Here is a 22216-nt window from a genome sequence, read left to right on the forward strand (position 1 = left end):
ACAATTCGACTTTTTTTTCAGTATTATCGATGTTTTTTATTATTTAAAACCACTTCATTTTTAAGATGTTTGCTATCTAATATCTTATTAGTGATCCACTGCTGGACGACTCCTAAAATCATAGACGAAAGCCAATAGATGTTTAATCCTGAAGGGAAGTTATAGAACATAGCGGTAAATAAAATCGCCATCATGTTCCCCATAACTTGTTGCTGTTTCTGCTGATCCGTAACAGGTCCTTTCTTATGCAAACTCGTGACCTTCTGTTGTAAGAACATCACTATACCTAATAGAATAGGAAGTAAGTGGAACTCATTTCCAATAAACCATATCGATGTCTGCCAAGAAAACAACACATCAGGAGCTGTTAAGTTATCAATCCACCCAGGAATAAACGAGGCTCCTCGTAATAAGAATGATGACTTTAATAAATCAAACATCGCAATTAGGAAAGGAAGCTGTATCAATAAAGGTAAACAACCCGTGATAGGATTCACTTTGTTTGTCTTATACAAGCCCATGATTTCCATCTGAGCACGCTTAGGTTCGTTCTTATACTTTTGCTGAATTTGCTGAATATAAGGAGATAAAATCTGCATACGCCTCATAGATCGTATGGACCATGCATTTAAAGGATAGAGAAGCAATTTCAAAAATACAGTAAGTAAAATAATGGAAATTCCCCAAGAACCCGTAACCAATTTGAAGAACTTCATAATAATAAATAGGAGTGCTGCAAAAGGAGCTGTAATAAATGCAAAAACACCACGGAAAGAAATGCTATCAAGATACTCAGGATTTTCTCCCTTCTCCTGAGTAATTGTCTTATCTAATACTTTAAGTGTAGGCTCTGCCAAGGGACCTGCATACACTAAAAATCGATGTGTCCCTGCATCTTTTGGCAAAGGAAGCAAGGTCTCATATCCAGGATATTTTGATACTGGATACAGTTGATTTTTAGGAGAAATAGCAGACAATCTTGTCGGAGCCGTAGAACCCGAAATGTAGAGAGATCCATAGCCAGAAGCAATTTCAGACAACGGAGTTAAAATAATACCGAAATATCCATTCGAATTTAAAATCCATTGAGGATAAACACCACGACGTACAGCTAAAGGCTCTTTTACTTTTGGAAGCTTAACTTTATCTAAAGACCCCTTATTTTTTTTGATAACCCTGTATTTAATGGTTGGGGCTGAAGCATTTGACATGATCTCCACTTCAGGAACTCCTGAAGTTACCCATACATCTTCGGTTTCTTTCGTTAAAGTAATTGCAGTTTCAAAAACATAGGGCTTTTCTTCCGGATTCTCTGGAAGTTTGTATACCTTCTGAACCGATCTATCTAAGCTTTCCAATTGAATGGAATGGGGGGTATAGGAAAGAACTCGGTATCTTAAAGCCACAGGAGTCGCTAGCTCTCTTCCTGAAACCACATTTAATGCGTGATACTCTAGAGGAAGTAATTTCTTAGAATCACTTAATAATCCCCTGCGCAATAAAGGGTAGTAACCTCCAATCGAGTTTTTGGCTTGTTGGCCATCAGGAAGTTTTGAAGACAGCCCAGGGAAAAGAGCTTCAGGAGATTTCTCTGAAGCTAAATCCCTATCAAAACCAATTTCATTCACAATGCTTTTATTATTTGTTGAAGCAAAAGGTAAATTGATACCTTCTATAGAACCACTCTCTTCAGAAACAATAATCTGCATGTAATCATTAAATAAAACATAGTGGTTCGCAGTATCTGACGACTTTGCCGAATCTTGGTCATTACCAAAAATTACAGCTCGTGTAATAGGAAGATCCAAAGAAACTAACTTTTCTTCTCGAGAATCATAGAGACCTAAAGGAATATAGTCGCTTCCTGATCTCCAAAAGACAAGCGCTGTACCAAAGATCGTGCTATCTTTATTGGAAATTCTTCCTTGTGCGTACTCACCTAGAAATACTAAAGGCTCTTTATTGTTACGAAACTCAACAACTAGTACAGGTAAACCTTCATGATTCGTAGGAAGAAAAACTTTTCCCGTATTCGTAGGATTGAAAGAAGAACCCTGCTGACGATATAAAGCCAAGTGAATATTATCGAAACCACACTTGTGATCTACAAAGCTCCAAGATTCCCCAGAAGAATAAACAGACTGAGCAGCTTCTCCATTATGTAATAAAAATAACTTGTCTCCAACACGAACTGCGTAGTTATTCTTATGTTCTTCTCCGTTTACATCGGTGTCCCATGAAGCTACACTTAACCCTACAGATTCTACTGCAGCTAGCGTCTGTTCTGAAATCTTTCTTTGTTTCTCTGCTAGATTTTTGCAGGAACGAAATTCATTATAACCAAAAAATATTTGACATCCTACAAAAGCAATCCCAATTAAAGAAACAAAAAGCAAAGTGCGTTTATTCATTTGATAAACTCTAAAAATTAAACTTAAGAGGTCAAAATATCATAAACCCACATTATCTCCCAAAGGAGAATCTCTCAATACAGGTCTCTTATTGTGATAGACTGTAAAATTCTAAAGTCTCATGCCAAAAAGATGCTGCTATATGTGTGAACGGTGCCTTCGAGCTTTCAATGAGCAAATGATAAGTAAGGCCACACCAAATAGAAATAAAGGTATAGATAAAATTTGACCAATTGTAAGTAGACAATCCTCTGCTAAAACTTTCCCTTGATGGCTTTTTACATACTCCGCAAAAAAACGAATGAAAGCGACAGAAATACAGGCTATAGAAGTCACATATCCCTTACCTAAATGCAAATAACGCTTATAGGAAAGAAAATATAAAATTCCAGAGACGACCAAGTAACTGATTCCCTCATAAAGCTGCACAGGATGCACAGGAACTCCCTGGACACCTTGCATAGGATCAGAAAAAACCACCCCCCAAGGCAAAGAAGTCGGTGTTCCTACAATTTCTTGATTCCAAAAATTACCCAAACGAATAAAAAACGCTGCAATTCCGAAAACTGATCCACACAAGTCTGTAAGGAAGAGAAAAGTCAATTTTGAAATCTTTTTTTTATATATCCAAGAAAAAATGGCCGCCCACAAAAGAAAGCCAAGAACGCCTCCATGACTCGACAAGCCTCCGTGCCATATTTGAATGATCTCTTCAGGATGTTGTAAGTAAAAACTCCATCCATAAAAAATCACATAGGCAAGTCTAGCTCCAGGGACAATAAATAAAATAGAGTATATAAAAAAGTTTTCTAAAGCCACGCGTAGCTGGCTTTTGGAAAAACTTAAATGATCTTTCAAACCATAATAGGAAAGAGCCAAATACCTTGCTGAGAGACATGCTAGAAAAATCCCTACAGTAAAAAAGACGCCATACCAAGTAAGTCTTAGAGACCATGGCTCGAAAGACCAGACAATTTTTGAGCGATCCCAATAGATCACAGCCATCTCAGCTCGCATATCTTAATACCAGTTAGCAAAAAATTCATACTCCAAGTAAAATAGAGTATTTAGAAATTAAGTGTAATGCACTATGGCAAGAAACATCAAATATTTCCTGATACTATTTCCTGGTATTTTGTGGATATCAGCAGGAATGAAACTCTTGCTAAAAGCTACCGCAATAGCCCTAGACCCCCTTTCTTCTTTTTTTACCTACTGTCTTCTATCTATGGTTTCTTGGGGATTAGCATCCCTAAAACATCGCTACTTGCTAAGCAAAACTATAAGGAAACAGCTGAGTCTATCTTCTGAATTCTTTTCACAAAAAATTACATGGATTGCCTATATAAAGCAGACCTTTATCTCTAGAAGGTTTCTCATCATGGTCATTATGATTGCCTTCTCTTTAGTCCTTCGTCGTTATATCAGCAATCCTCAAGCCTTATTCGTGATTCGAGCTACAGTGGGCTATGCTCTCATTAAAACTGCCATCGCTTACTTCTCAAAATTACAGAATGCCCTAATGGAAAATCCTGAAGGAAATTAGTGCGAACTCTATGGAAATCATTCATATAGGAACCGATATTATTGAAATTAGCCGCATTCGCGAGGCAATTGCAACTCACGGCAATCGACTACTCAATAGAATCTTTACAGAAGCAGAACAGAAATATTGCTTAGAAAAGACCGATCCCATCCCTTCATTTGCAGGTCGCTTTGCTGGAAAAGAAGCTGTAGCAAAAGCTTTAGGAACTGGCATAGGGAGCGTTGTTGCCTGGAAAGACATCGAAGTCTTTAAAGTATCTCACGGACCCGAAGTTCTCCTCCCTTCGCATGTCTATGCAAAAATTGGAATTTCTAAAGTCATTCTCTCTATAAGCCACTGCAAAGAGTATGCCACAGCAACTGCAATCGCATTAGCCTAAGAATCTTTCAGCATCTAGTGCTGCTATACAACCACTTCCTGCAGAAGTAACCGCCTGACGATAGTACTTATCCTGAACATCTCCAGCAGCAAATACTCCAGGGACAGAAGTCTTGGACGTTCCTTTCTCAGTCACAATATAGCCCGACTCATCTAACGTCAGCTGTCCTCCGAGAAAATCCGTATTTGGCTTATGGCCTATAGCAAAGAACACCCCCGCAGCTTCTCTAGTTGTAATTTCTTGAGTCTGAACATTCTTAATATCTACGGAACGGACAATGCTATCTCCAGAAATTTTTACAATCTCGCTATTCCATAAAAATGTAATTTTTTCATTGTTTTGCGCCCGAGCTTCCATAGCTTTAGAAGCCCGCAGTTTATCTCTACGATGAACTACATATACGTGGCTTCCATAACGAGTCAGGTAAAGAGCTTCTTCTAAAGCAGAATCCCCTCCCCCAATCACATAAAGATCTTTATTTTTAAAAATAGGAGAAGCCCCATCGCAAACGGCACAAGCAGTCACTCCTTTTTGCCAAAATTCATCGTTTCCTGCTCCAGGAATTTCTAAACGTTTAGCAGAAGCTCCTGTAGCTATGATACAGGCATCACAAGAATAGGTTTCTTCTTTTGATTTCAAAATAAAAGGGCGAACAGAAAAATCTACGGAAATAATATCTTGAGCTAGTGTCTTGGTCCCAAACCGCACAGCCTGCTCCTTCATATTATTCATAAGTTTTGGCCCAAGAATCCCTTCAGGAAACCCTGGAAAATTCTCAACTTCTGTTGTAGTCATAAGCTGGCCACCAGAGATCCCAGAGAAAAACCCCTCAAATAAAAGAGGATGCAAAAGCGCTCTTGATGCATAAATTGCCGCTGTATATCCAGATGGACCTGAACCAATAATAATTAACCGGGAATGAATCATTTATAATTTCCTTATCTAACTTTAGAAATTGAGAACACTGTTCTTGATCTACTAGAAAAAAGACACTTAATTCTAGCCTATCTAATAAACAACACTTAGCGTCTATGCGTCAGTTTCTCTATGCAAAAAACTTGCTTTTGAATAGCTTTTGTCTAGTTTTAATTTATACGGATTTAAGACTAAAGTTTCAAATCTCAAGATCTTCATCTTCCAGTAATAACACCTACATTTCTGTGATTAATCTTTAGAATTTTCTTAGAGCTAAGAAACCAAGACCCATCCTATTATTTAACCCTCAATAAGTATGGTTCTACTTCTGAATGCACTTGGTTCTTGAGCAGCAACCAAAAAGATCTATCAGGCTTAAGAACAAAGCTGATGTAGCCCATCTGGGACGAGAATTTATGGGGTGCTTATGAAAAAAACGATATGTTTTCTATGCGCCAAATCCTGTTTCTCTACATATGACAAGGCACATTTATGATAATTACCACACGTATTTTATAAAATCTGGTAATATAGAAAAGTTAAAAAAGAGGCCTTATACATCTCTAGAACGGAAGTATAGGATTTTACGATTAATTCGATTATATAGAACTAATCGTCTCCTGCAAGGGAGGTCTTGCCTTTTTTAAGGTTTATATTTACACTGTCTTTTTTGACTTTGTAGTTTTTAGGAGAATAACAATAAATGCCAAAACAAGCTGAATATACTTGGGGATCTAAAAAAATTCTGGACAATATAGAATGCCTCACAGAAGACGTTGCCGAATTTAAAGATTTGCTTTATACGGCACACAGAATTACTTCGAGCGAAGAAGAATCTGATAACGAAATACAGCCTGGCGCCATCCTAAAAGGTACCGTAGTTGATATTAATAAAGACTTTGTCGTAGTTGATGTTGGTCTGAAGTCTGAGGGAGTGATCCCTATGTCAGAGTTCATAGACTCTTCAGAAGGTTTAGTGCTTGGAGCTGAAGTAGAAGTCTATCTCGACCAAGCCGAAGACGAAGAGGGCAAAGTTGTCCTTTCTAGAGAAAAAGCCACACGACAACGTCAATGGGAATACATCTTAGCTCATTGTGAAGAAGGTTCTATTGTTAAAGGTCAAATTACACGTAAAGTCAAAGGCGGCCTTATTGTAGATATTGGAATGGAAGCCTTCCTACCTGGATCACAAATTGACAACAAGAAAATCAAAAATTTAGATGATTATGTCGGAAAAGTTTGTGAATTCAAAATTTTAAAAATTAACGTTGAACGTCGCAATATTGTTGTCTCAAGAAGAGAACTCTTAGAAGCTGAGAGAATCTCTAAGAAAGCCGAACTTATTGAACAAATTTCTATCGGAGAATACCGCAAAGGAGTTGTTAAAAACATTACTGACTTTGGTGTATTCTTAGATCTCGATGGTATTGACGGTCTTCTCCACATTACCGATATGACCTGGAAGCGCATACGACATCCTTCCGAAATGGTCGAATTGAATCAAGAGTTGGAAGTAATTATTTTAAGCGTAGATAAAGAAAAAGGACGAGTTGCTCTAGGTCTCAAACAAAAAGAGCATAATCCTTGGGAAGATATTGAGAAGAAATACCCTCCTGGAAAACGAGTTCTTGGTAAAATTGTGAAGCTTCTCCCCTACGGAGCTTTCATTGAAATTGAAGAGGGCATTGAAGGTCTAATTCACATTTCTGAAATGTCTTGGGTGAAAAATATTGTAGATCCTAGTGAAGTCGTAAATAAAGGCGATGAAGTTGAAGCCATTGTTCTATCTATTCAGAAGGACGAAGGAAAAATTTCTCTAGGATTAAAGCAAACAGAACGTAATCCTTGGGACAATATCGAAGAAAAATATCCTATAGGTCTCCATGTCAATGCTGAAATCAAGAACTTAACCAATTACGGTGCTTTCGTTGAATTAGAACCAGGAATTGAGGGTCTGATTCATATTTCTGACATGAGTTGGATTAAAAAAGTCTCTCACCCTTCAGAACTATTCAAAAAAGGAAATTCTGTAGAGGCTGTTATTTTATCAGTAGACAAAGAAAGTAAAAAAATTACTTTAGGAGTTAAGCAATTAAGTTCTAATCCTTGGAATGAAATTGAAGCTATGTTCCCTGCTGGCACAGTAATTTCAGGAGTTGTGACTAAAATCACTGCATTTGGAGCCTTTGTTGAGCTACAAAACGGGATTGAAGGATTGATTCACGTTTCAGAACTTTCTGACAAGCCCTTTGCAAAAATTGAAGATATTATCTCCATTGGAGAAAATGTTTCTGCAAAAGTAATTAAGCTAGATCCAGATCATAAAAAAGTTTCTCTTTCTGTAAAAGAATACTTAGCTGACAATGCTTATGATCAAGACTCTAGGACTGAATTAGATTTCAAGGATTCTCAAGGCCCTAAAGAGAGAAAGAAAAAAGGAAAATAGCATCTAATGCTGGTAATGCAGAGGATCGTATTATTTAGTTCTAAATAATACGTCCTTAATTTAGCTATTTACTGATTTCCTTATTTACAAGAGGAGTATAATGAATAAAAATCTTGTAGCTATTTTTGACTACATGGAGAAAGAAAAAGGGATTCAGCGCTCTACTATTATAGGAGCTATCGAATCTGCTTTAAAAATTGCTGCTAAAAAAACCTTAAGAGATGACGCGAACATATCTGTAAACATTAATTCTCGTACTGGTGACATCGAAGTCTTTTGTGAAAAGGAAATAGTAGAAATTTGTCAGAATCCTAGCAAAGAAATTCCTTTAGATAAAGCCAGAGAATACGATCCGGACTGTCAGATTGGTCAGTACATGGATGTCCCTTTTGTTTCTGATAATTTTGGAAGAATAGCTGCTCACGCAGCACGACAAATTATCGGTCAAAAGCTAAGACATGCTGAGAGAGACGTTATTTATGAAGAATATCGCCATCGCGTAAATGAAACTTTATCTGGTGTTGTCAAACGTTTTGCTAAAGGTTCTAATTTAATTATTGACTTAGGAAAAGTTGAAGCAATTCTTCCTACCCGGTTTTATCCTAAAACAGAAAAACATAAGATCGGTGATAAAATTTACGCCCTACTCTATGAAGTTCAAGAGTCTGAAAATGGTGGAGCGGAAGTTATCCTCAGTCGTAGTCACGCAGAATTTGTTAAACAATTATTTATTCAAGAAGTCCCAGAACTAGAAGAAGGTTCTGTGGAGATTGTTAAGATAGCTCGTGAAGCTGGGTACCGCACGAAACTAGCTGTAAGATCGTCAGACCCTAAAACTGATCCTGTTGGAGCTTTTGTAGGTATGCGAGGTTCTCGAGTAAAAAATATCATTCGAGAATTGAACGATGAGAAAATTGACATTGTCAATTACTCCCCCGTCTCTACAGAGTTATTACAGAATCTTCTTTATCCAATAGAAATCCAAAAGATTGCTATTTTAGAAGACGACAAAGTGATTGCAATTGTCGTTAATGATGCAGACTACGCTACTGTTATTGGTAAACGAGGAATTAACGCTCGTTTAATTAGCCACATTCTAGACTACGAGCTCGAAGTACAACGTATGAGTGAGTACAATAAGTTGCTAGAAATTCAACGCCTTCAATTAGCAGAATTCGATAGTCCGCACTTAGATCAACCCTTAGAAATGGAAGGGATTAGTAAGCTAGTCATCCAAAATTTAGAACATGCTGGATATGACACAATTAGAAGAGTATTATTAGCGAGTGCTAATGATCTGGCATCTGTTCCTGGGATCAGTTTAGAGCTTGCTTATAAGATCCTTGAGCAAGTCAGCAAATATGGAGAAAGTAAAGTTGACGAAAAACCTGAAATTGAAGATTAAGAATGCTCAATTAACGAAAGCCGCGGGGCTGGATAAGCTAAAACAAAAACTTGCCCAAGCAGGATCTTCTGAAGCTAAATCTTCTTCAGAAAAACCTTCTGCGAAAGAAAAGTCTGTAAAAGTAGCTCTTGCCGCAACTTCTACCCCTACGGCAAGTGCGGAACAAGCTTCACCAGAGTCTACTTCACGTCGCATTCGTGCTAAAAATCGTTCGTCGTTCTCATCATCCGAAGAAGAGTCTTCTGCTCATATTCCAGTGGATACATCTGAACCTGCTCCAGTCTCCATAGCAGATCCTGAGCCTGAGTTAGAAGTAGTCGATGAGGTTTGTGACGAAAGTCCTGAGGTTCATCCAGTTGCTGAAGTTCTTCCTGAGCAACCCGTATTGCCCGAAACCCCACCTCAAGAAAAAGAATTAGAGCCTAAGCCTGTGAAGCCTGCTGAACCTAAAAGCGTCGTAATGATTAAATCTAAGTTCGGCCCTACAGGAAAGCATATCAATCATCTCCTAGCAAAAACATTCAAGGCTCCTGCCAAGGAAGAGAAAGTCGTAGCTGGCTCGAAAAGCACAAAGCCCGTTGCTTCAGATAAAACAGGGAAACCTGGAACATCTGAAGGTGGTGAACAGAATAATCGAGAAAAACAATTCAATCCTGCTAACCGTAGTCCTGCTTCTGGTCCAAAAAGAGATGCTGGGAAGAAAAATCTTACCGACTTTCGTGATCGTTCTAAGAAATCTGATGAAAGCCTAAAGGCTTTTACAGGAAGAGATCGTTACGGATTAAATGAAGGCGGAGAAGAAGACAGATGGCGAAAAAAACGTGTTTATAAGCCTAAAAAACACTATGACGAAGCCTCTATCCAGCGACCTACGCATATCAAAATTTCCTTGCCAATTACCGTCAAAGATCTGGCAGCAGAAATGAAGCTCAAGGCTTCAGAAGTCATTCAAAAGTTATTCATTCATGGAATGACCTATGTAGTCAATGATATTCTAGACAGCGAAACTGCAGTACAATTTATTGGCTTAGAGTTTGGATGTACAATTGACATCGACTATTCTGAGCAAGATAAGTTGTGCCTAAGCAATGACACTGTAAGAGACGAAATTCAATCTACAGATCCCAGCAAGCTTGTGATTCGCTCCCCTATTGTTGCGTTTATGGGTCACGTCGACCACGGAAAAACAACACTCATTGACTCCTTAAGGAAAAGTAATGTCGCTGCAACAGAAGCTGGAGCGATTACCCAACACATGGGAGCCTTCTGCTGCTCCACCCCAGTGGGAGACATAACAATTTTAGATACTCCTGGTCACGAAGCTTTCTCTGCAATGCGAGCCCGTGGAGCTGAAGTTTGTGATATTGTTGTGCTTGTAGTCGCTGGAGACGAAGGAATTAAAGAACAAACTTTAGAGGCTATTGAACATGCAAAAGCTGCTGATATCGCTATTGTTGTAGCTATCAACAAGTGTGATAAGCCTAATTTTAATTCCGAAACCATCTATAGACAACTTTCTGAAATCAATCTATTGCCAGAAGCTTGGGGAGGCTCGACTGTTACAGTAAATACCTCCGCAAAAACAGGAGAAGGTCTTTCAGAACTTTTAGAGATGTTAGCTTTACAAGCTGAAGTCTTGGAGCTAAAAGCCGATCCTTCAGCACGTGCTCGAGGACTTGTTATTGAATCAGAACTGCACAAGGGTCTCGGACCTGTTGCGACTGTTTTGATTCAAAATGGAAGCTTAAAACTGGGCGAAGCTCTCGTCTTCAATGATTGTTATGGCAAAGTGAAAACTATGCATAACGAACATAATGAATTGATGAAAGAAGCTGGGCCATCTATTCCTGTGTTGATCACAGGTCTATCGGACATTCCTAAAGCTGGCGATCCTTTCTTCGTCGTGAAAAACGAGAAAACGGCTAGAGACATTATTGAAGCTAGATCCGCAGGACAACAGCGTTTTGCTTTACAGCAAAAGAAGCGGCCTAACTTTGATTCTATGTTACAGAATAAAAAGACTCTTAAGCTTATGATTAAAGCTGATGTTCAAGGTTCCATAGAAGCTTTGGTCAGTTCAATATCTAAGATTAAATCAGAAAAAGTAGATGTTGAAATTTTAACAAACAGTGTAGGAGAAATTTCAGAATCAGACATTCGTTTAGCTGCCGCCTCTAAAGCAGTTCTCATCGGTTTCCATACAGGAATAGAAAGTCATGCGGAACCTTTAATTAAGAGCTTAGGAGTCCGAGTTGAACTATTTACCGTCATCTATCATGCTATTGATGCAATTAAAGAAATTATGACTTCTCTATTAGATCCTATTGCTGAAGAAAAAGATGAAGGTTCTGCTGAGATTAAAGAAATCTTTAGGTCTTCACAAGTAGGATCTATTTACGGTTGCATAGTTACTGAAGGAATTATGACTCGCAATCATAAAGTCCGAGTATTACGTAATAAAGAGATCCTTTGGAAAGGTACGTTATCTTCATTAAAACGTGTTAAAGAAGATGTCAAAGAAGTTCGCAAAGGTTTAGAGTGTGGAATTTTGTTAGAAGGATACCAGCAAGCTCAAATAGGTGATGTCCTACAATGTTATGAAGTTATCTATCATCCACAAAAACTATAACTTGAAGTACTGTATGACAGAAAATAGACGTATTAAACGGGTAAATGCTTTATTACAAGAAGCCATTGCAAAGGTAATTTTAAAAGATGTTAAGCATCCCAAGATTTCTAATCTTTGGATCACGGTAACTCGTGTTTCTCTATCTAAGGATTTGCACTCTGCACGTGTTTATGTATCTGTAATGCCTCATGAGAATACCAAGGAAGAGGCTTTAGAAGCTTTAAAAGTCTCTGCTGGTTTTATCGCTCATAGAGCTTCGAAAAATGTCGTCCTTAAATATTTCCCAGAACTTCATTTTTATCTCGATGATATTTTCTCACCTCAAGATTATATAGAAAACCTGCTTTGGCAGATTCAAGAGAAAGAAAAGAGTTAATAAACTATATTTTTTGGGAACTTGAATACTATTAAAGACATGACTATGGATCTTGCAGTAGAATTAAAAGAGGGCATTCTTCTTGTAGACAAGCCTCAAGGGAGAACTTCGTTTAGCCTTATCCGCGCTCTAACCAAGTTAATAGGCGTTAAAAAGATTGGTCATGCAGGAACTTTAGATCCCTTCGCTACTGGCGTTATGGTCATGTTGATTGGCCGTAAATTTACTAGACTTTCTGATATTTTACTTTTTGAAGACAAGGAATACGAAGCAATTGCCCATTTAGGGACAACTACCGATTCTTATGATTGCGACGGCAAAGTTGTAGGAAGATCTAAGAAGATTCCTAGTCTCGAAGAAGTATTATCAGCTGCCGAGTATTTCCAAGGAGAGATCCAGCAACTTCCTCCCATGTTTTCCGCTAAAAAAGTCCAAGGGAAAAAGCTGTATGAATATGCTAGAAAAGGTTTATCTATAGAACGTCACCATTCTACAGTTCAAGTTCACTTGCAGATTACGAAATATGAGTACCCTTTATTGCATTTTGTAGTCTCTTGTAGCAAAGGAACTTATATTCGCAGCATTGCTCATGAGCTTGGCACGATGTTAGGCTGTGGAGCTTATCTTGAGCAGCTACGCCGTTTACGCAGTGGCCGTTTTTCTATAGATGAATGTATTGATGGGAATCTATTAGACCACCCCGATTTCGATATTTCTCCCTACCTACGAGATGCCCATGGAAATAGCCTATAGTTTAACGTCTTCGTTTTCTGTAGATTCTGTAACTGTAGGTTTTTTCGACGGATGTCATCTAGGGCATAGCAATCTTTTATCTATTCTTACTTCCTATTCTGGATCCAGTGGAGTTATTACCTTTGATTCTCATCCTCAAACGGTACTTTCTTTAAATCACACGAAACTCATCAATACAAAAGAAGAGCGCCTCCAATTATTGCAAACGTTTCCCATAGACTGGTTAGGTGTCCTTACTTTTGATTTAAATTTTGCGAATCAATCGGCAGAAGAATTTCTTACTTTGTTACATCGTAACTTGAAATGCAAACGCCTCATCTTAGGTTATGATTCTTGCATAGGGAAAGAACAGCAAAGCAATACCGAGGCTCTCGATACTATAGGCAAGCCGTTAGGTATAGAGGTCATCAAGATTCCTCCTTACCGTATGGATAACATAGTTGTCTCCAGCAAAGCAATCCGCCAGTTTCTGTCCGCAGGGAATCTTGAATGTGCTCATCGTTTTTTGGGTCATCCCTATGCCATTTCTGGAAAAATAACCGAGGGCTCCGGAATAGGAGGTTCTCTAGGATTCGCCACTATAAATCTTCCTAGAGAAGAAAGTTTAATTCCCCTAGGAGTTTATGCTTGTGAAATACGTTATGATAGCACTACCTGTCAGGGTGTTATGAATTTAGGAACTGCCCCTACTTTTGGAAGAGAGTCTTTATATGCAGAGGCGCATATCTTTTCCTTTGCGGAAAATCTATACGGCAAAGAAGTGAGCATTATCCCGAGAAAATTTCTTAGAGAAGAAAAAAAGTTTCAATCAAAAGAAACTCTAATACGAGCAATTGAAAAAGACATTTTGGATGCTCAAGATTGGTTTGCAAAGGGTTCCTTTAATTATGAAGGAACAGCATAGTATCACCGTCCTGGACGATATAATCACGTCCTTCTATATGTAATTTCCCTAATTCTCGAGCAGCTGCACGACCTTGACACTCTATCATATCTTCAAAAGTAATCACTTCAGCACGAATAAAGCCCTTTTGAATATCCGTATGGATTTCTCCAGCAGCTTCCCAAGCAGAAGACCCTCGAACCACTGTCCATGCACGAGATTCTTGAGGACCTGTAGTAAAATAAGAAATCAGTCCTAAAGTGTCATACGCAGCACGCACTAATCTATGAAGTCCTGATTTTTCAAGACCTAAGCTCATAAGAAATTCTAAGCGCTCTTCAATAGGTAAGGAAACGATTTCTTCTTCTATACGAACACAGATAGGAACCACTTTAGAATTTTCTTTTGCAGCAACTTCCCGAACAGCGGCAACATAATCATTATCCATATCTGGTAGAGAACTCTCGTCAACATTAGCTATATAAAACATAGGCTTCATGGTCAAAAACGGATAGGGCTTTAATGCCACAATTTGTTCTGGAGTTAATTCTAAAGTACGTAGCGGCAGCCCCTTTTCTAAGTGAGCAATAATTGTATCAAATAGAGGCAAGAGAGCTCCTACTTCACGCTTTCCTTTGGCTAGCTTTTCTAATTTGCTATGGATATTTTTTGCTGAGGAGAAGTCAGAAAAAATGAGCTCTAAGTTGATAACTTCAATATCCTCAACAGGGTTGACTTTTCCTGAAACGTGTGTAACGTCTGGATCATCAAAACAACGCACTACATGAGCAATAGCATGAGTTTCTCGAATATGAGAGAGAAACCGATTTCCCAGACCCGCGCCATCGGAAGCTCCCTTAACTAAACCTGCAATATCTACAAATTTCATATCCGCATAGATGATCTTCTGACTATTGCTAATTTTAGCTAAGGCTTCCAGTCTTTCATCGATAACAGGAACAATACCCACATTAGGATCGATAGTACAAAACGGATAGTTACAGGAGGCAACTTGAGCTCCTGTTAAAGCATTGAATAAGCCAGACTTTCCTACATTAGGAAGCCCTACAATTCCACATTCAGTATGACTCATAAGACATCTAAAAATAAAAATAATGACATGCTTTTTCGAATATTAGAAAGACAACTCTTCTGTTTCAAAAAAGCACAATAGCTAGAAAAATAGTACCTTCAAAATCAAGAGTGCTTTGAAAATGATAAAAAACCACTATAATCGATTGAAGTTTTCCCTACCTAATACTTTCTTCATATAGAACCATCTTGAAGTGACCTAAAGTATTGCTAAATTCAACAACTTTTCGTTATTGTTCTTTTTTTCTACTATTCTTCTTTATCTCTAAGATTCATTTATAATCTTACTAAGAACAAAACGTTTGGGCTTCACTCTTGAGAAAAACAAGAGCATAAGGTAATTTGCAGATAATTCCGAATATAGTCCTCTTAATCGAACCTTGGCAACAGCATGGGTGAAAAAACAGAAAAGGCCACGCCGAAGCGACTTAGAGATGCTCGGAAAAAAGGTCAAGTAGCAAAATCTCAGGATTTTCCTTCTGCGGTTACCTTTATCGTCTCTATGTTTACGGCTTTCTCCCTATCGACCTTTTTTTTCAAGCATTTAGGTGGCTTTCTGGTTTCCATGCTCTCACAAGCTCCCACTCGCCATGATCCTGTAATTACCTTATTTTATCTTAAGAACTGTCTTATGCTTATTTTAACAGCATCACTTCCCTTACTGGGAGCTGTTGCTGTTGTTGGCGTCATTGTAGGTTTTCTTATCGTTGGTCCTACATTTTCTACCGAAGTTTTTAAACCAGATATCAAGAAGTTCAACCCTATTGAGAACATCAAACAAAAGTTTAAAATAAAGACTCTCATAGAGCTAATCAAATCGATTTTAAAAATTTTTGGAGCAGCCTTAATTTTATACATAACGTTAAAAAGCAAAGTCTCTTTAATTATAGAAACTGCAGGAGTCTCTCCTATAATTACTGCTCAAATCTTCAAAGAAATTTTTTATAAAGCAGTAACCTCGATAGGAATTTTCTTTTTGATTGTTGCGATTCTTGACCTTGTCTATCAGCGCCACAATTTCGCTAAAGAATTAAAGATGGAGAAGTTTGAGGTTAAGCAGGAGTTTAAAGACACGGAAGGAAATCCTGAGATTAAAGGCCGTCGTCGACAAATTGCTCAAGAAATTGCCTATGAAGACTCGTCATCACAGGTGAAACATGCAAGCACCGTAGTCTCTAATCCCAAAGATATTGCTGTTGCTATTGGCTACATGCCTGAAAAATATAAAGCACCTTGGATCATTGCCATGGGCATCAACTTACGAGCTAAAAGGATACTTGATGAAGCTGAAAAGTACGGAATTCCCATTATGCGAAACGTACCTTTAGCACATCAGCTTTTGGATGAAGGGAAGGAATTAAAATTTATTCCAGAATCTACTTACGAAGCTATTGGAGAAATTCTACTCTATATCACTTCACTGAATGCGCAAAATCCTAATAATAAAAATACTAACCAACCTGATCATTTATAATGAATAAGCTACTCAATTTCGTCAGCAGAACACTTGGTGGCGATACCGCCTTAAACATGATCAATAAGTCCAGCGACTTAATCCTTGCTCTTTGGATGATGGGCGTTGTCTTAATGATCATTATTCCTTTGCCTCCGCCTATCGTTGACTTGATGATCACCATCAACTTATCGATCTCTGTATTCTTATTGATGGTGGCTCTTTATATTCCAAGTGCTTTGCAGCTGTCTGTTTTTCCCTCGTTGCTCCTCATCACTACGATGTTCCGCTTGGGGATTAATATTTCCTCTTCTCGACAGATTCTCCTTAAAGCGTATGCGGGTCATGTCATTCAGGCCTTCGGAGACTTCGTGGTTGGAGGGAACTATGTGGTCGGGTTCATTATCTTCCTCATTATTACAATCATTCAGTTTATCGTAGTAACTAAGGGTGCCGAGCGTGTTGCCGAAGTTGCTGCCCGATTCCGATTGGATGCGATGCCAGGTAAACAGATGGCGATTGATGCGGACTTACGAGCTGGTATGATTGATGCCACACAAGCTCGTGATAAAAGGGCTCAAATCCAAAAGGAAAGTGAACTCTACGGAGCCATGGACGGTGCCATGAAGTTCATCAAAGGAGACGTTATCGCTGGTATCGTTATCTCTTTGATTAACATTGTTGGCGGTTTGACGATTGGGGTGGCTATGCACGGCATGGACCTCGCTCAAGCAGCTCACGTCTACACTCTTCTCTCCATTGGAGATGGTTTAGTCTCTCAAATTCCTTCTCTTTTGATTGCGTTGACAGCGGGTATTGTCACGACTCGTGTATCGAGTGACAAAAATACGAACTTGGGTAAAGAGATTTCTACTCAGCTCGTTAAAGAACCACGAGCACTACTCCTTGCAGGTGCTGCAACTTTAGGGGTTGGTTTCTTCAAGGGCTTCCCTCTATGGTCCTTCTCCATTTTAGCATTAATTTTCGTTGCCTTAGGGATTCTCCTACTGACTAAGAAATCAGCGGCAGGAAAAAAAGGTGGTGGCTCAGGAGCTTCAACAACCGTAGGGGCTGCTGGTGATGGCGCTGCTACTGTTGGGGATAATCCCGATGACTATTCTCTAACTCTTCCCGTAATTCTAGAACTTGGAAAAGATCTCTCTAAGCTTATCCAACACAAGACAAAATCAGGACAAAGCTTTGTTGATGATATGATTCCTAAAATGCGGCAAGCTCTCTATCAGGATATCGGAATCCGATACCCTGGCATTCATGTTCGCACAGATTCCCCTTCTTTAGAAGGATACGATTATATGATTCTGCTTAATGAAGTCCCTTATGTGCGAGGAAAAATTCCTCCGCACCATGTGTTAACCAATGAGGTGGAGGACAATCTCAGCCGTTATAATCTACCTTTCATTACCTATAAGAATGCTGCGGGTCTTCCTTCAGCTTGGGTTAGTGAAGATGCAAAAGCTATTCTAGAGAAGGCAGCAATTAAATATTGGACGCCGCTCGAAGTGATCATTCTCCATCTTTCGTACTTTTTCCATAAAAGCTCTCAAGAGTTTTTGGGAATTCAAGAGGTACGTTCTATGATCGAATTTATGGAACGTTCATTCCCGGACTTAGTGAAGGAAGTCACAAGGCTTATTCCATTGCAAAAGCTTACGGAAATCTTTAAGAGATTGGTTCAAGAGCAAATCTCAATTAAAGACCTACGTACAATCTTAGAATCTCTGAGCGAGTGGGCGCAAACTGAGAAAGATACAGTTTTGCTTACAGAATATGTACGGTCTTCTTTAAAGCTTTATATCAGCTTCAAGTTCTCTCAAGGACAATCAGCAATTTCTGTTTATCTCTTAGATCCAGAAATTGAAGAGATGATTCGTGGAGCAATTAAACAGACATCGGCAGGTTCTTACCTTGCTCTAGATCCTGATTCTGTGAACCTAATTTTAAAATCTATGAGGAATACGATCACGCCAACACCTGCAGGAGGCCAACCACCAGTATTATTGACAGCAATTGATGTAAGAAGATATGTACGAAAATTAATAGAAACAGAATTCCCTGACATTGCTGTGATTTCTTATCAAGAAATCCTACCAGAAATCCGCATCCAGCCTTTAGGAAGAATTCAGATTTTCTAATTGATACGTTGTCGCTCATAGGAGGCATATGGCAGCATCAGGAGGCACAGGTGGTTTAGGAGGCACTCAGGGTGTCAACCTTGCAGCTGTAGAAGCTGCAGCTGCAAAAGCAGATGCAGCAGAAGTTGTAGCCAGCCAAGAAGGTTCTGAGATGAACATGATTCAACAATCTCAGGACCTGACAAATCCCGCAGCAGCAACACGCACGAAAAAAAAGGAAGAGAAGTTTCAAACTCTAGAATCTCGGAAAAAAGGAGAAGCTGGAAAGGCTGAGAAAAAATCTGAATCTACAGAAGAGAAGCCTGACACAGATCTTGCTGATAAGTATGCTTCTGGGAATTCTGAAATCTCTGGTCAAGAACTTCGCGGCCTGCGTGATGCAATAGGAGACGATGCTTCTCCAGAAGACATTCTTGCTCTTGTACAAGAGAAAATTAAAGACCCAGCTCTGCAATCCACAGCTTTGGACTACCTGGTTCAAACGACTCCACCCTCCCAAGGTAAATTAAAAGAAGCGCTTATCCAAGCAAGGAATACTCATACGGAGCAATTCGGACGAACTGCTATTGGTGCGAAAAACATCTTATTTGCCTCTCAAGAATATGCAGACCAACTGAATGTTTCTCCTTCAGGGCTTCGCTCTTTGTACTTAGAAGTGACTGGAGACACACATACCTGTGATCAGCTACTTTCTATGCTTCAAGACCGCTATACCTACCAAGATATGGCTATTGTCAGCTCCTTTCTAATGAAAGGAATGGCAACAGAATTAAAAAGGCAGGGTCCCTACGTACCCAGTGCGCAACTACAAGTTCTCATGACAGAAACTCGTAACCTGCAAGCAGTTCTTACCTCGTACGATTACTTTGAAAGTCGCGTTCCTATTTTACTCGATAGCTTAAAAGCTGAGGGAATCCAAACTCCTTCTGATCTAAACTTTGTGAAGGTAGCTGAGTCCTACCATAAAATCATTAACGATAAGTTCCCAACAGCATCTAAAGTAGAACGAGAAGTCCGCAATCTCATAGGAGACGATGTTGATTCTGTGACCGGTGTCTTGAACTTATTCTTTTCTGCTTTACGTCAAACGTCGTCACGCCTTTTCTCTTCAGCAGACAAACGTCAGCAATTAGGAGCTATGATTGCTAATGCTTTAGATGCTGTAAATATAAACAATGAAGATTATCCCAAAGCATCAGACTTCCCTAAACCCTATCCTTGGTCATGATTAAAAAAGGATTGCCATGCAAAACCAATACGAGCAATTACTAGAATCCTTAGCACCCCTATTAAATACGACACTTGCTCCAGATAAAAATAACTCTTGTTTAATCCGTTTCAGCGATACCCATGTCCCTGTGCAAATAGAAGAAGATGGAAATTCCGGAGATCTTGCAGTATCGACACTACTAGGTACTCTTCCTGAAAACGTATTTCGCGAGCGTATTTTCAAAGCTGCTCTCTCTGTAAATGGCTCGTTCCAATCCAGCATCAAGGGAATTCTAGGCTACGGTGAGGTCACTCAACAGCTCTATCTTTCAGATATCCTGAGTATGAACTACCTAAATGGAGAAAAGTTATTCGAGTATCTCAAGCTCTTTTCTTTGCATGCTAAGATTTGGATGGAATCCCTAAGAACAGGGAATCTTCCTGACCTTCATGTTTTGGGAATCTACTACGTCGCGTGAATGTTTTAAAATACACAAAACACTCACCCTCAGCACATGCTTGGAAACTTATAGGAACCTCTCCTAAACACGGGATTTATCTCCCACTATTTTCAATACACACAAAAAATAGCTGTGGAATCGGTGAATTTTTAGATCTCATTCCTCTGATCTCTTGGTGCCAAAAACAGGGCTTCAGCGTTATTCAGCTTCTCCCTTTAAATGATACTGGTGAAGATACGAGTCCCTATAACAGCATCTCTTCCGTAGCCCTGAATCCCCTATTCCTTTCCCTATCCTCTCTTCCAAATATCGATACCATCCCTGAAGTTGCCAAGAAACTTCAAGATATGCATGAGTTATGCTCGACTCCATCAGTCAGCTATACTCAAGTTAAAGAAAAAAAATGGGCATTCTTAAGAGAGTACTACCAAAAATGTTGCAAGTCTTCCCTCGAAGGAAACTCAAATTTTTCTGAGTTTCTAGAAAGCGAGCGCTATTGGCTTTATCCCTATGGGACCTTTCGTGCAATCAAACATCATATGCACGGAGAACCTATTAATAACTGGCCGAAGTCGCTCACAGATCAGGAGAATTTTCCGGACTTAACTAAAAAATTCCATGATGAAGTCCTCTTTTTTTCCTATCTACAGTTTCTCTGTTACCAACAGCTCTGCGAAGTGAAAGCCTATGCAGATCAACACCACGTCCTGCTTAAAGGAGACCTCCCTATTCTTATTAGCAAGGATAGCTGTGATGTTTGGTATTTCCGAGACTACTTTTCTTCATCAAGGTCTGTAGGAGCTCCTCCTGACCTCTACAATTCTGAAGGACAAAACTGGCATCTGCCTATTTATAATTTTTCACAACTTGCCAAAGACGACTACATTTGGTGGAAAGAGCGTCTGCGATATGCTCAAAACTTCTATTCCGTCTATCGCTTAGATCATATTATAGGATTTTTCCGTTTGTGGATTTGGGATTCTTCAGGAAGAGGAAGGTTCATTCCAGACAATCCTAAAGACTATATAAAGCAGGGCACGGAGATCCTTTCTACTATGCTCGGAGCCTCTTCTATGTTACCTATCGGAGAAGATTTAGGGATTATACCCCAAGACGTCAAAACGACATTAACACACTTAGGAATCTGTGGAACCCGGATTCCACGATGGGAACGCAACTGGGAAAGCGACAGTGCCTTCATTCCCCTAAAAGATTATAATCCACTTTCTGTGACCACTCTCTCTACCCACGACTCTGATACGTTTGCCCAATGGTGGCTCAATTCACCTAAGGAAGCTAAGCAATTTGCTAAATTTCTACATCTTCCTTTTCAAAAAACCCTGACTACAGAAACTCAAATAGACATCTTAAAACTTTCTCATGAATCAGCATCTATCTTTCATATCAACCTCTTTAACGATTATCTCGCCCTCTGCCCTGATTTAGTATCAAAAAATCTACAAAGAGAACGCATTAATACACCTGGGACAATTTCTAAAAAGAATTGGTCGTATCGAGTTCGGCCTTCCTTAGAAGAACTCGCTATTCATAAAAAATTTAATGGTTACATTGAGAAGATCCTTACAGGACTGTAAGGATAGCAATAAAACATTTAAGTCTTTTTATAGTAAGAACCTTATAATAATTTCCTGGAACGACCGTCTTTCTTAAAAGAATTCCTTCATTATCAACAACAGACAATCACATTTTCTAAGAAAACCTCTTCCCCATATATTCGAAAAGCTCTAGTATAGATTCCTTTTCATAGAGTTGCTTTATTGAGCGGATGTTAGAGAATTCATAGGAAGAATATGTCAAGAAAGTGCCCACTTACAGGAAAGAGACCTCGCCGTGGTTATAGCTATACACTTCGAGGTATTGCTAAAAAGAAAAAAGGAATTGGTTTGAAAGTGACAGGGAAGACTAAAAGAAGATTTTTCCCTAATATGTTGACCAAGCGTCTATGGTCTACAGAAGAAAACCGTTTTCTTAAGCTTAAAATTTCTGCTAGCGCTCTTCGTCACATTGATAAGCTCGGATTAGAGAAAGTTCTCGAAAGAGCTAAAAGTAAAAATTTTTAATTTAACTTAAGTATAGGGAAATAT

18 protein-coding genes are annotated in these 22216 nt (G+C 39.0%); 14 read left to right on the forward strand and 4 right to left on the reverse strand.

The features are described 5' to 3' along the window. Positions 1 to 23 precede the first annotated feature (23 nt). Both yidC and CPB_RS01595 read right to left on the reverse strand, forming a co-directional pair. Positions 24 to 2411 carry a membrane protein insertase YidC gene (yidC, locus tag CPB_RS01590; RefSeq protein WP_010892072.1) on the reverse strand — a complete coding sequence of 796 codons (2388 nt, stop codon included), beginning with the start codon at positions 2409 to 2411 and terminating at the stop codon, positions 24 to 26. A 138-nt stretch (positions 2412 to 2549) separates the two neighbouring features. Continuing rightward, on the reverse strand, positions 2550 to 3416 hold the full coding sequence (locus CPB_RS01595) for a prolipoprotein diacylglyceryl transferase (protein WP_010882959.1): 867 nt from the start codon (positions 3414 to 3416) through the stop codon (positions 2550 to 2552). Positions 3417 to 3501: 85 nt separating this feature from the next. Between CPB_RS01595 and CPB_RS01600 the strand changes: the two genes are divergently transcribed. Together CPB_RS01600 and acpS are read left to right on the forward strand one after the other, a co-directional pair. Beyond that, positions 3502 to 3957, forward strand: coding sequence for a hypothetical protein (locus CPB_RS01600; RefSeq protein WP_010882960.1), 456 nt, complete (start codon positions 3502 to 3504; stop codon positions 3955 to 3957). Between the two features lie 10 nt (positions 3958 to 3967). Next, on the forward strand, positions 3968 to 4336 hold the full coding sequence (gene acpS / locus CPB_RS01605; RefSeq protein ID WP_010882961.1) for a holo-ACP synthase: 369 nt from the start codon (positions 3968 to 3970) through the stop codon (positions 4334 to 4336). On the opposite strand, the gene trxB is transcribed toward acpS, so the two are convergent. Next, entirely contained in the window at positions 4328 to 5263 is a 936-nt protein-coding gene (gene trxB, locus CPB_RS01610; RefSeq protein ID WP_010882962.1) for a thioredoxin-disulfide reductase, read from the reverse strand. The genes acpS and trxB overlap by 9 nt on opposite strands. Positions 5264 to 5954: 691 nt before the next feature. Between trxB and rpsA the strand changes: the two genes are divergently transcribed. From rpsA to CPB_RS01640, 6 genes are all read left to right on the forward strand, one after another. Further along, positions 5955 to 7697, forward strand: a complete 1743-nt coding sequence (gene rpsA, locus CPB_RS01615; RefSeq protein ID WP_010882963.1) for a 30S ribosomal protein S1 — start codon at positions 5955 to 5957, stop codon at positions 7695 to 7697. A 100-nt stretch (positions 7698 to 7797) separates the two neighbouring features. Then, positions 7798 to 9102: a transcription termination factor NusA gene (nusA, locus tag CPB_RS01620; protein WP_010882964.1), complete on the forward strand. Its 1305-nt coding sequence runs from the start codon at positions 7798 to 7800 to the stop codon at positions 9100 to 9102. Further along, the gene (gene infB, locus CPB_RS01625) at positions 9059 to 11731 is read left to right on the forward strand and encodes a translation initiation factor IF-2 (RefSeq protein ID WP_010882965.1); all 2673 of its coding nucleotides are present in this window, start codon (positions 9059 to 9061) and stop codon (positions 11729 to 11731) included. The genes nusA and infB overlap by 44 nt, the downstream gene beginning before the upstream one ends. Positions 11732 to 11744: 13 nt before the next feature. Further along, on the forward strand, positions 11745 to 12107 hold the full coding sequence (gene rbfA, locus CPB_RS01630) for a 30S ribosome-binding factor RbfA (protein ID WP_010882966.1): 363 nt from the start codon (positions 11745 to 11747) through the stop codon (positions 12105 to 12107). A gap of 45 nt (positions 12108 to 12152) precedes the next feature. Further along, the gene (gene truB, locus CPB_RS01635; RefSeq protein ID WP_010882967.1) at positions 12153 to 12860 is read left to right on the forward strand and encodes a tRNA pseudouridine(55) synthase TruB; all 708 of its coding nucleotides are present in this window, start codon (positions 12153 to 12155) and stop codon (positions 12858 to 12860) included. Continuing rightward, positions 12844 to 13764, forward strand: coding sequence for a bifunctional riboflavin kinase/FAD synthetase (locus CPB_RS01640; RefSeq protein ID WP_011126108.1), 921 nt, complete (start codon positions 12844 to 12846; stop codon positions 13762 to 13764). The genes truB and CPB_RS01640 overlap by 17 nt, the downstream gene beginning before the upstream one ends. Here the strand turns inward: CPB_RS01640 and ychF are convergent. Further along, positions 13742 to 14836, reverse strand: coding sequence for a redox-regulated ATPase YchF (gene ychF / locus CPB_RS01645; RefSeq protein ID WP_010882969.1), 1095 nt, complete (start codon positions 14834 to 14836; stop codon positions 13742 to 13744). The genes CPB_RS01640 and ychF overlap by 23 nt on opposite strands. 390 nt (positions 14837 to 15226) lie before the next feature. Here ychF and sctU point away from each other — a divergent pair, with 390 nt between their 5' ends. The 6 genes from sctU (at position 15227) to rpmB (ending at position 22192) form a co-directional block, all read left to right on the forward strand. Continuing rightward, the gene (gene sctU, locus CPB_RS01650) at positions 15227 to 16309 is read left to right on the forward strand and encodes a type III secretion system export apparatus subunit SctU (RefSeq protein ID WP_010882970.1); all 1083 of its coding nucleotides are present in this window, start codon (positions 15227 to 15229) and stop codon (positions 16307 to 16309) included. Next, positions 16309 to 18441, forward strand: a complete 2133-nt coding sequence (gene sctV, locus CPB_RS01655; RefSeq protein ID WP_010882971.1) for a type III secretion system export apparatus subunit SctV — start codon at positions 16309 to 16311, stop codon at positions 18439 to 18441. The genes sctU and sctV overlap by 1 nt, the downstream gene beginning before the upstream one ends. A 28-nt stretch (positions 18442 to 18469) precedes the next feature. Further along, positions 18470 to 19669 carry a type III secretion system gatekeeper subunit SctW gene (gene sctW / locus CPB_RS01660; RefSeq protein WP_010882972.1) on the forward strand — a complete coding sequence of 400 codons (1200 nt, stop codon included), beginning with the start codon at positions 18470 to 18472 and terminating at the stop codon, positions 19667 to 19669. A 16-nt stretch (positions 19670 to 19685) separates the two neighbouring features. Then, positions 19686 to 20129 (forward strand): CesT family type III secretion system chaperone, encoded by a 444-nt coding sequence (locus CPB_RS01665; RefSeq protein ID WP_010882973.1) that lies wholly within the window; start codon positions 19686 to 19688, stop codon positions 20127 to 20129. After that, a complete protein-coding gene (locus CPB_RS01670) occupies positions 20126 to 21706 on the forward strand; it encodes a 4-alpha-glucanotransferase (RefSeq protein WP_010882974.1) in 1581 nt (526 codons plus the stop codon). The genes CPB_RS01665 and CPB_RS01670 overlap by 4 nt, the downstream gene beginning before the upstream one ends. A gap of 216 nt (positions 21707 to 21922) precedes the next feature. Continuing rightward, entirely contained in the window at positions 21923 to 22192 is a 270-nt protein-coding gene (rpmB, locus tag CPB_RS01675; protein WP_010882975.1) for a 50S ribosomal protein L28, read from the forward strand. Positions 22193 to 22216: the final 24 nt, after the last annotated feature.

This window comes from Chlamydia pneumoniae TW-183, assembly GCF_000007205.1.
In the GTDB taxonomy this organism is placed as follows: Bacteria; Chlamydiota; Chlamydiia; order Chlamydiales; family Chlamydiaceae; genus Chlamydia; species Chlamydia pneumoniae.

Bases quoted from the DNA above. Each gene is read 5' to 3' on its own strand.
- trxB (WP_010882962.1), bottom strand. From the start codon at position 5,263: ATGATTCATTCCCGGTTAATTATTATTGGTTCAGGTCCATCTGGATAT.
- CPB_RS01640 (WP_011126108.1), top strand. From the start codon at position 12,844: ATGGAAATAGCCTATAGTTTAACGTCTTCGTTTTCTGTAGATTCTGTA.
- yidC (WP_010892072.1), bottom strand. From the start codon at position 2,411: ATGAATAAACGCACTTTGCTTTTTGTTTCTTTAATTGGGATTGCTTTT.
- rpmB (WP_010882975.1), top strand. From the start codon at position 21,923: ATGTCAAGAAAGTGCCCACTTACAGGAAAGAGACCTCGCCGTGGTTAT.
- infB (WP_010882965.1), top strand. From the start codon at position 9,059: ATGGAGAAAGTAAAGTTGACGAAAAACCTGAAATTGAAGATTAAGAAT.
- CPB_RS01595 (WP_010882959.1), bottom strand. From the start codon at position 3,416: ATGGCTGTGATCTATTGGGATCGCTCAAAAATTGTCTGGTCTTTCGAG.
- ychF (WP_010882969.1), bottom strand. From the start codon at position 14,836: ATGAGTCATACTGAATGTGGAATTGTAGGGCTTCCTAATGTAGGAAAG.
- rbfA (WP_010882966.1), top strand. From the start codon at position 11,745: ATGACAGAAAATAGACGTATTAAACGGGTAAATGCTTTATTACAAGAA.
- nusA (WP_010882964.1), top strand. From the start codon at position 7,798: ATGAATAAAAATCTTGTAGCTATTTTTGACTACATGGAGAAAGAAAAA.
- CPB_RS01665 (WP_010882973.1), top strand. From the start codon at position 19,686: ATGCAAAACCAATACGAGCAATTACTAGAATCCTTAGCACCCCTATTA.
- sctU (WP_010882970.1), top strand. From the start codon at position 15,227: ATGGGTGAAAAAACAGAAAAGGCCACGCCGAAGCGACTTAGAGATGCT.
- rpsA (WP_010882963.1), top strand. From the start codon at position 5,955: ATGCCAAAACAAGCTGAATATACTTGGGGATCTAAAAAAATTCTGGAC.
- CPB_RS01600 (WP_010882960.1), top strand. From the start codon at position 3,502: ATGGCAAGAAACATCAAATATTTCCTGATACTATTTCCTGGTATTTTG.
- acpS (WP_010882961.1), top strand. From the start codon at position 3,968: ATGGAAATCATTCATATAGGAACCGATATTATTGAAATTAGCCGCATT.
- sctW (WP_010882972.1), top strand. From the start codon at position 18,470: ATGGCAGCATCAGGAGGCACAGGTGGTTTAGGAGGCACTCAGGGTGTC.
- sctV (WP_010882971.1), top strand. From the start codon at position 16,309: ATGAATAAGCTACTCAATTTCGTCAGCAGAACACTTGGTGGCGATACC.
- truB (WP_010882967.1), top strand. From the start codon at position 12,153: ATGGATCTTGCAGTAGAATTAAAAGAGGGCATTCTTCTTGTAGACAAG.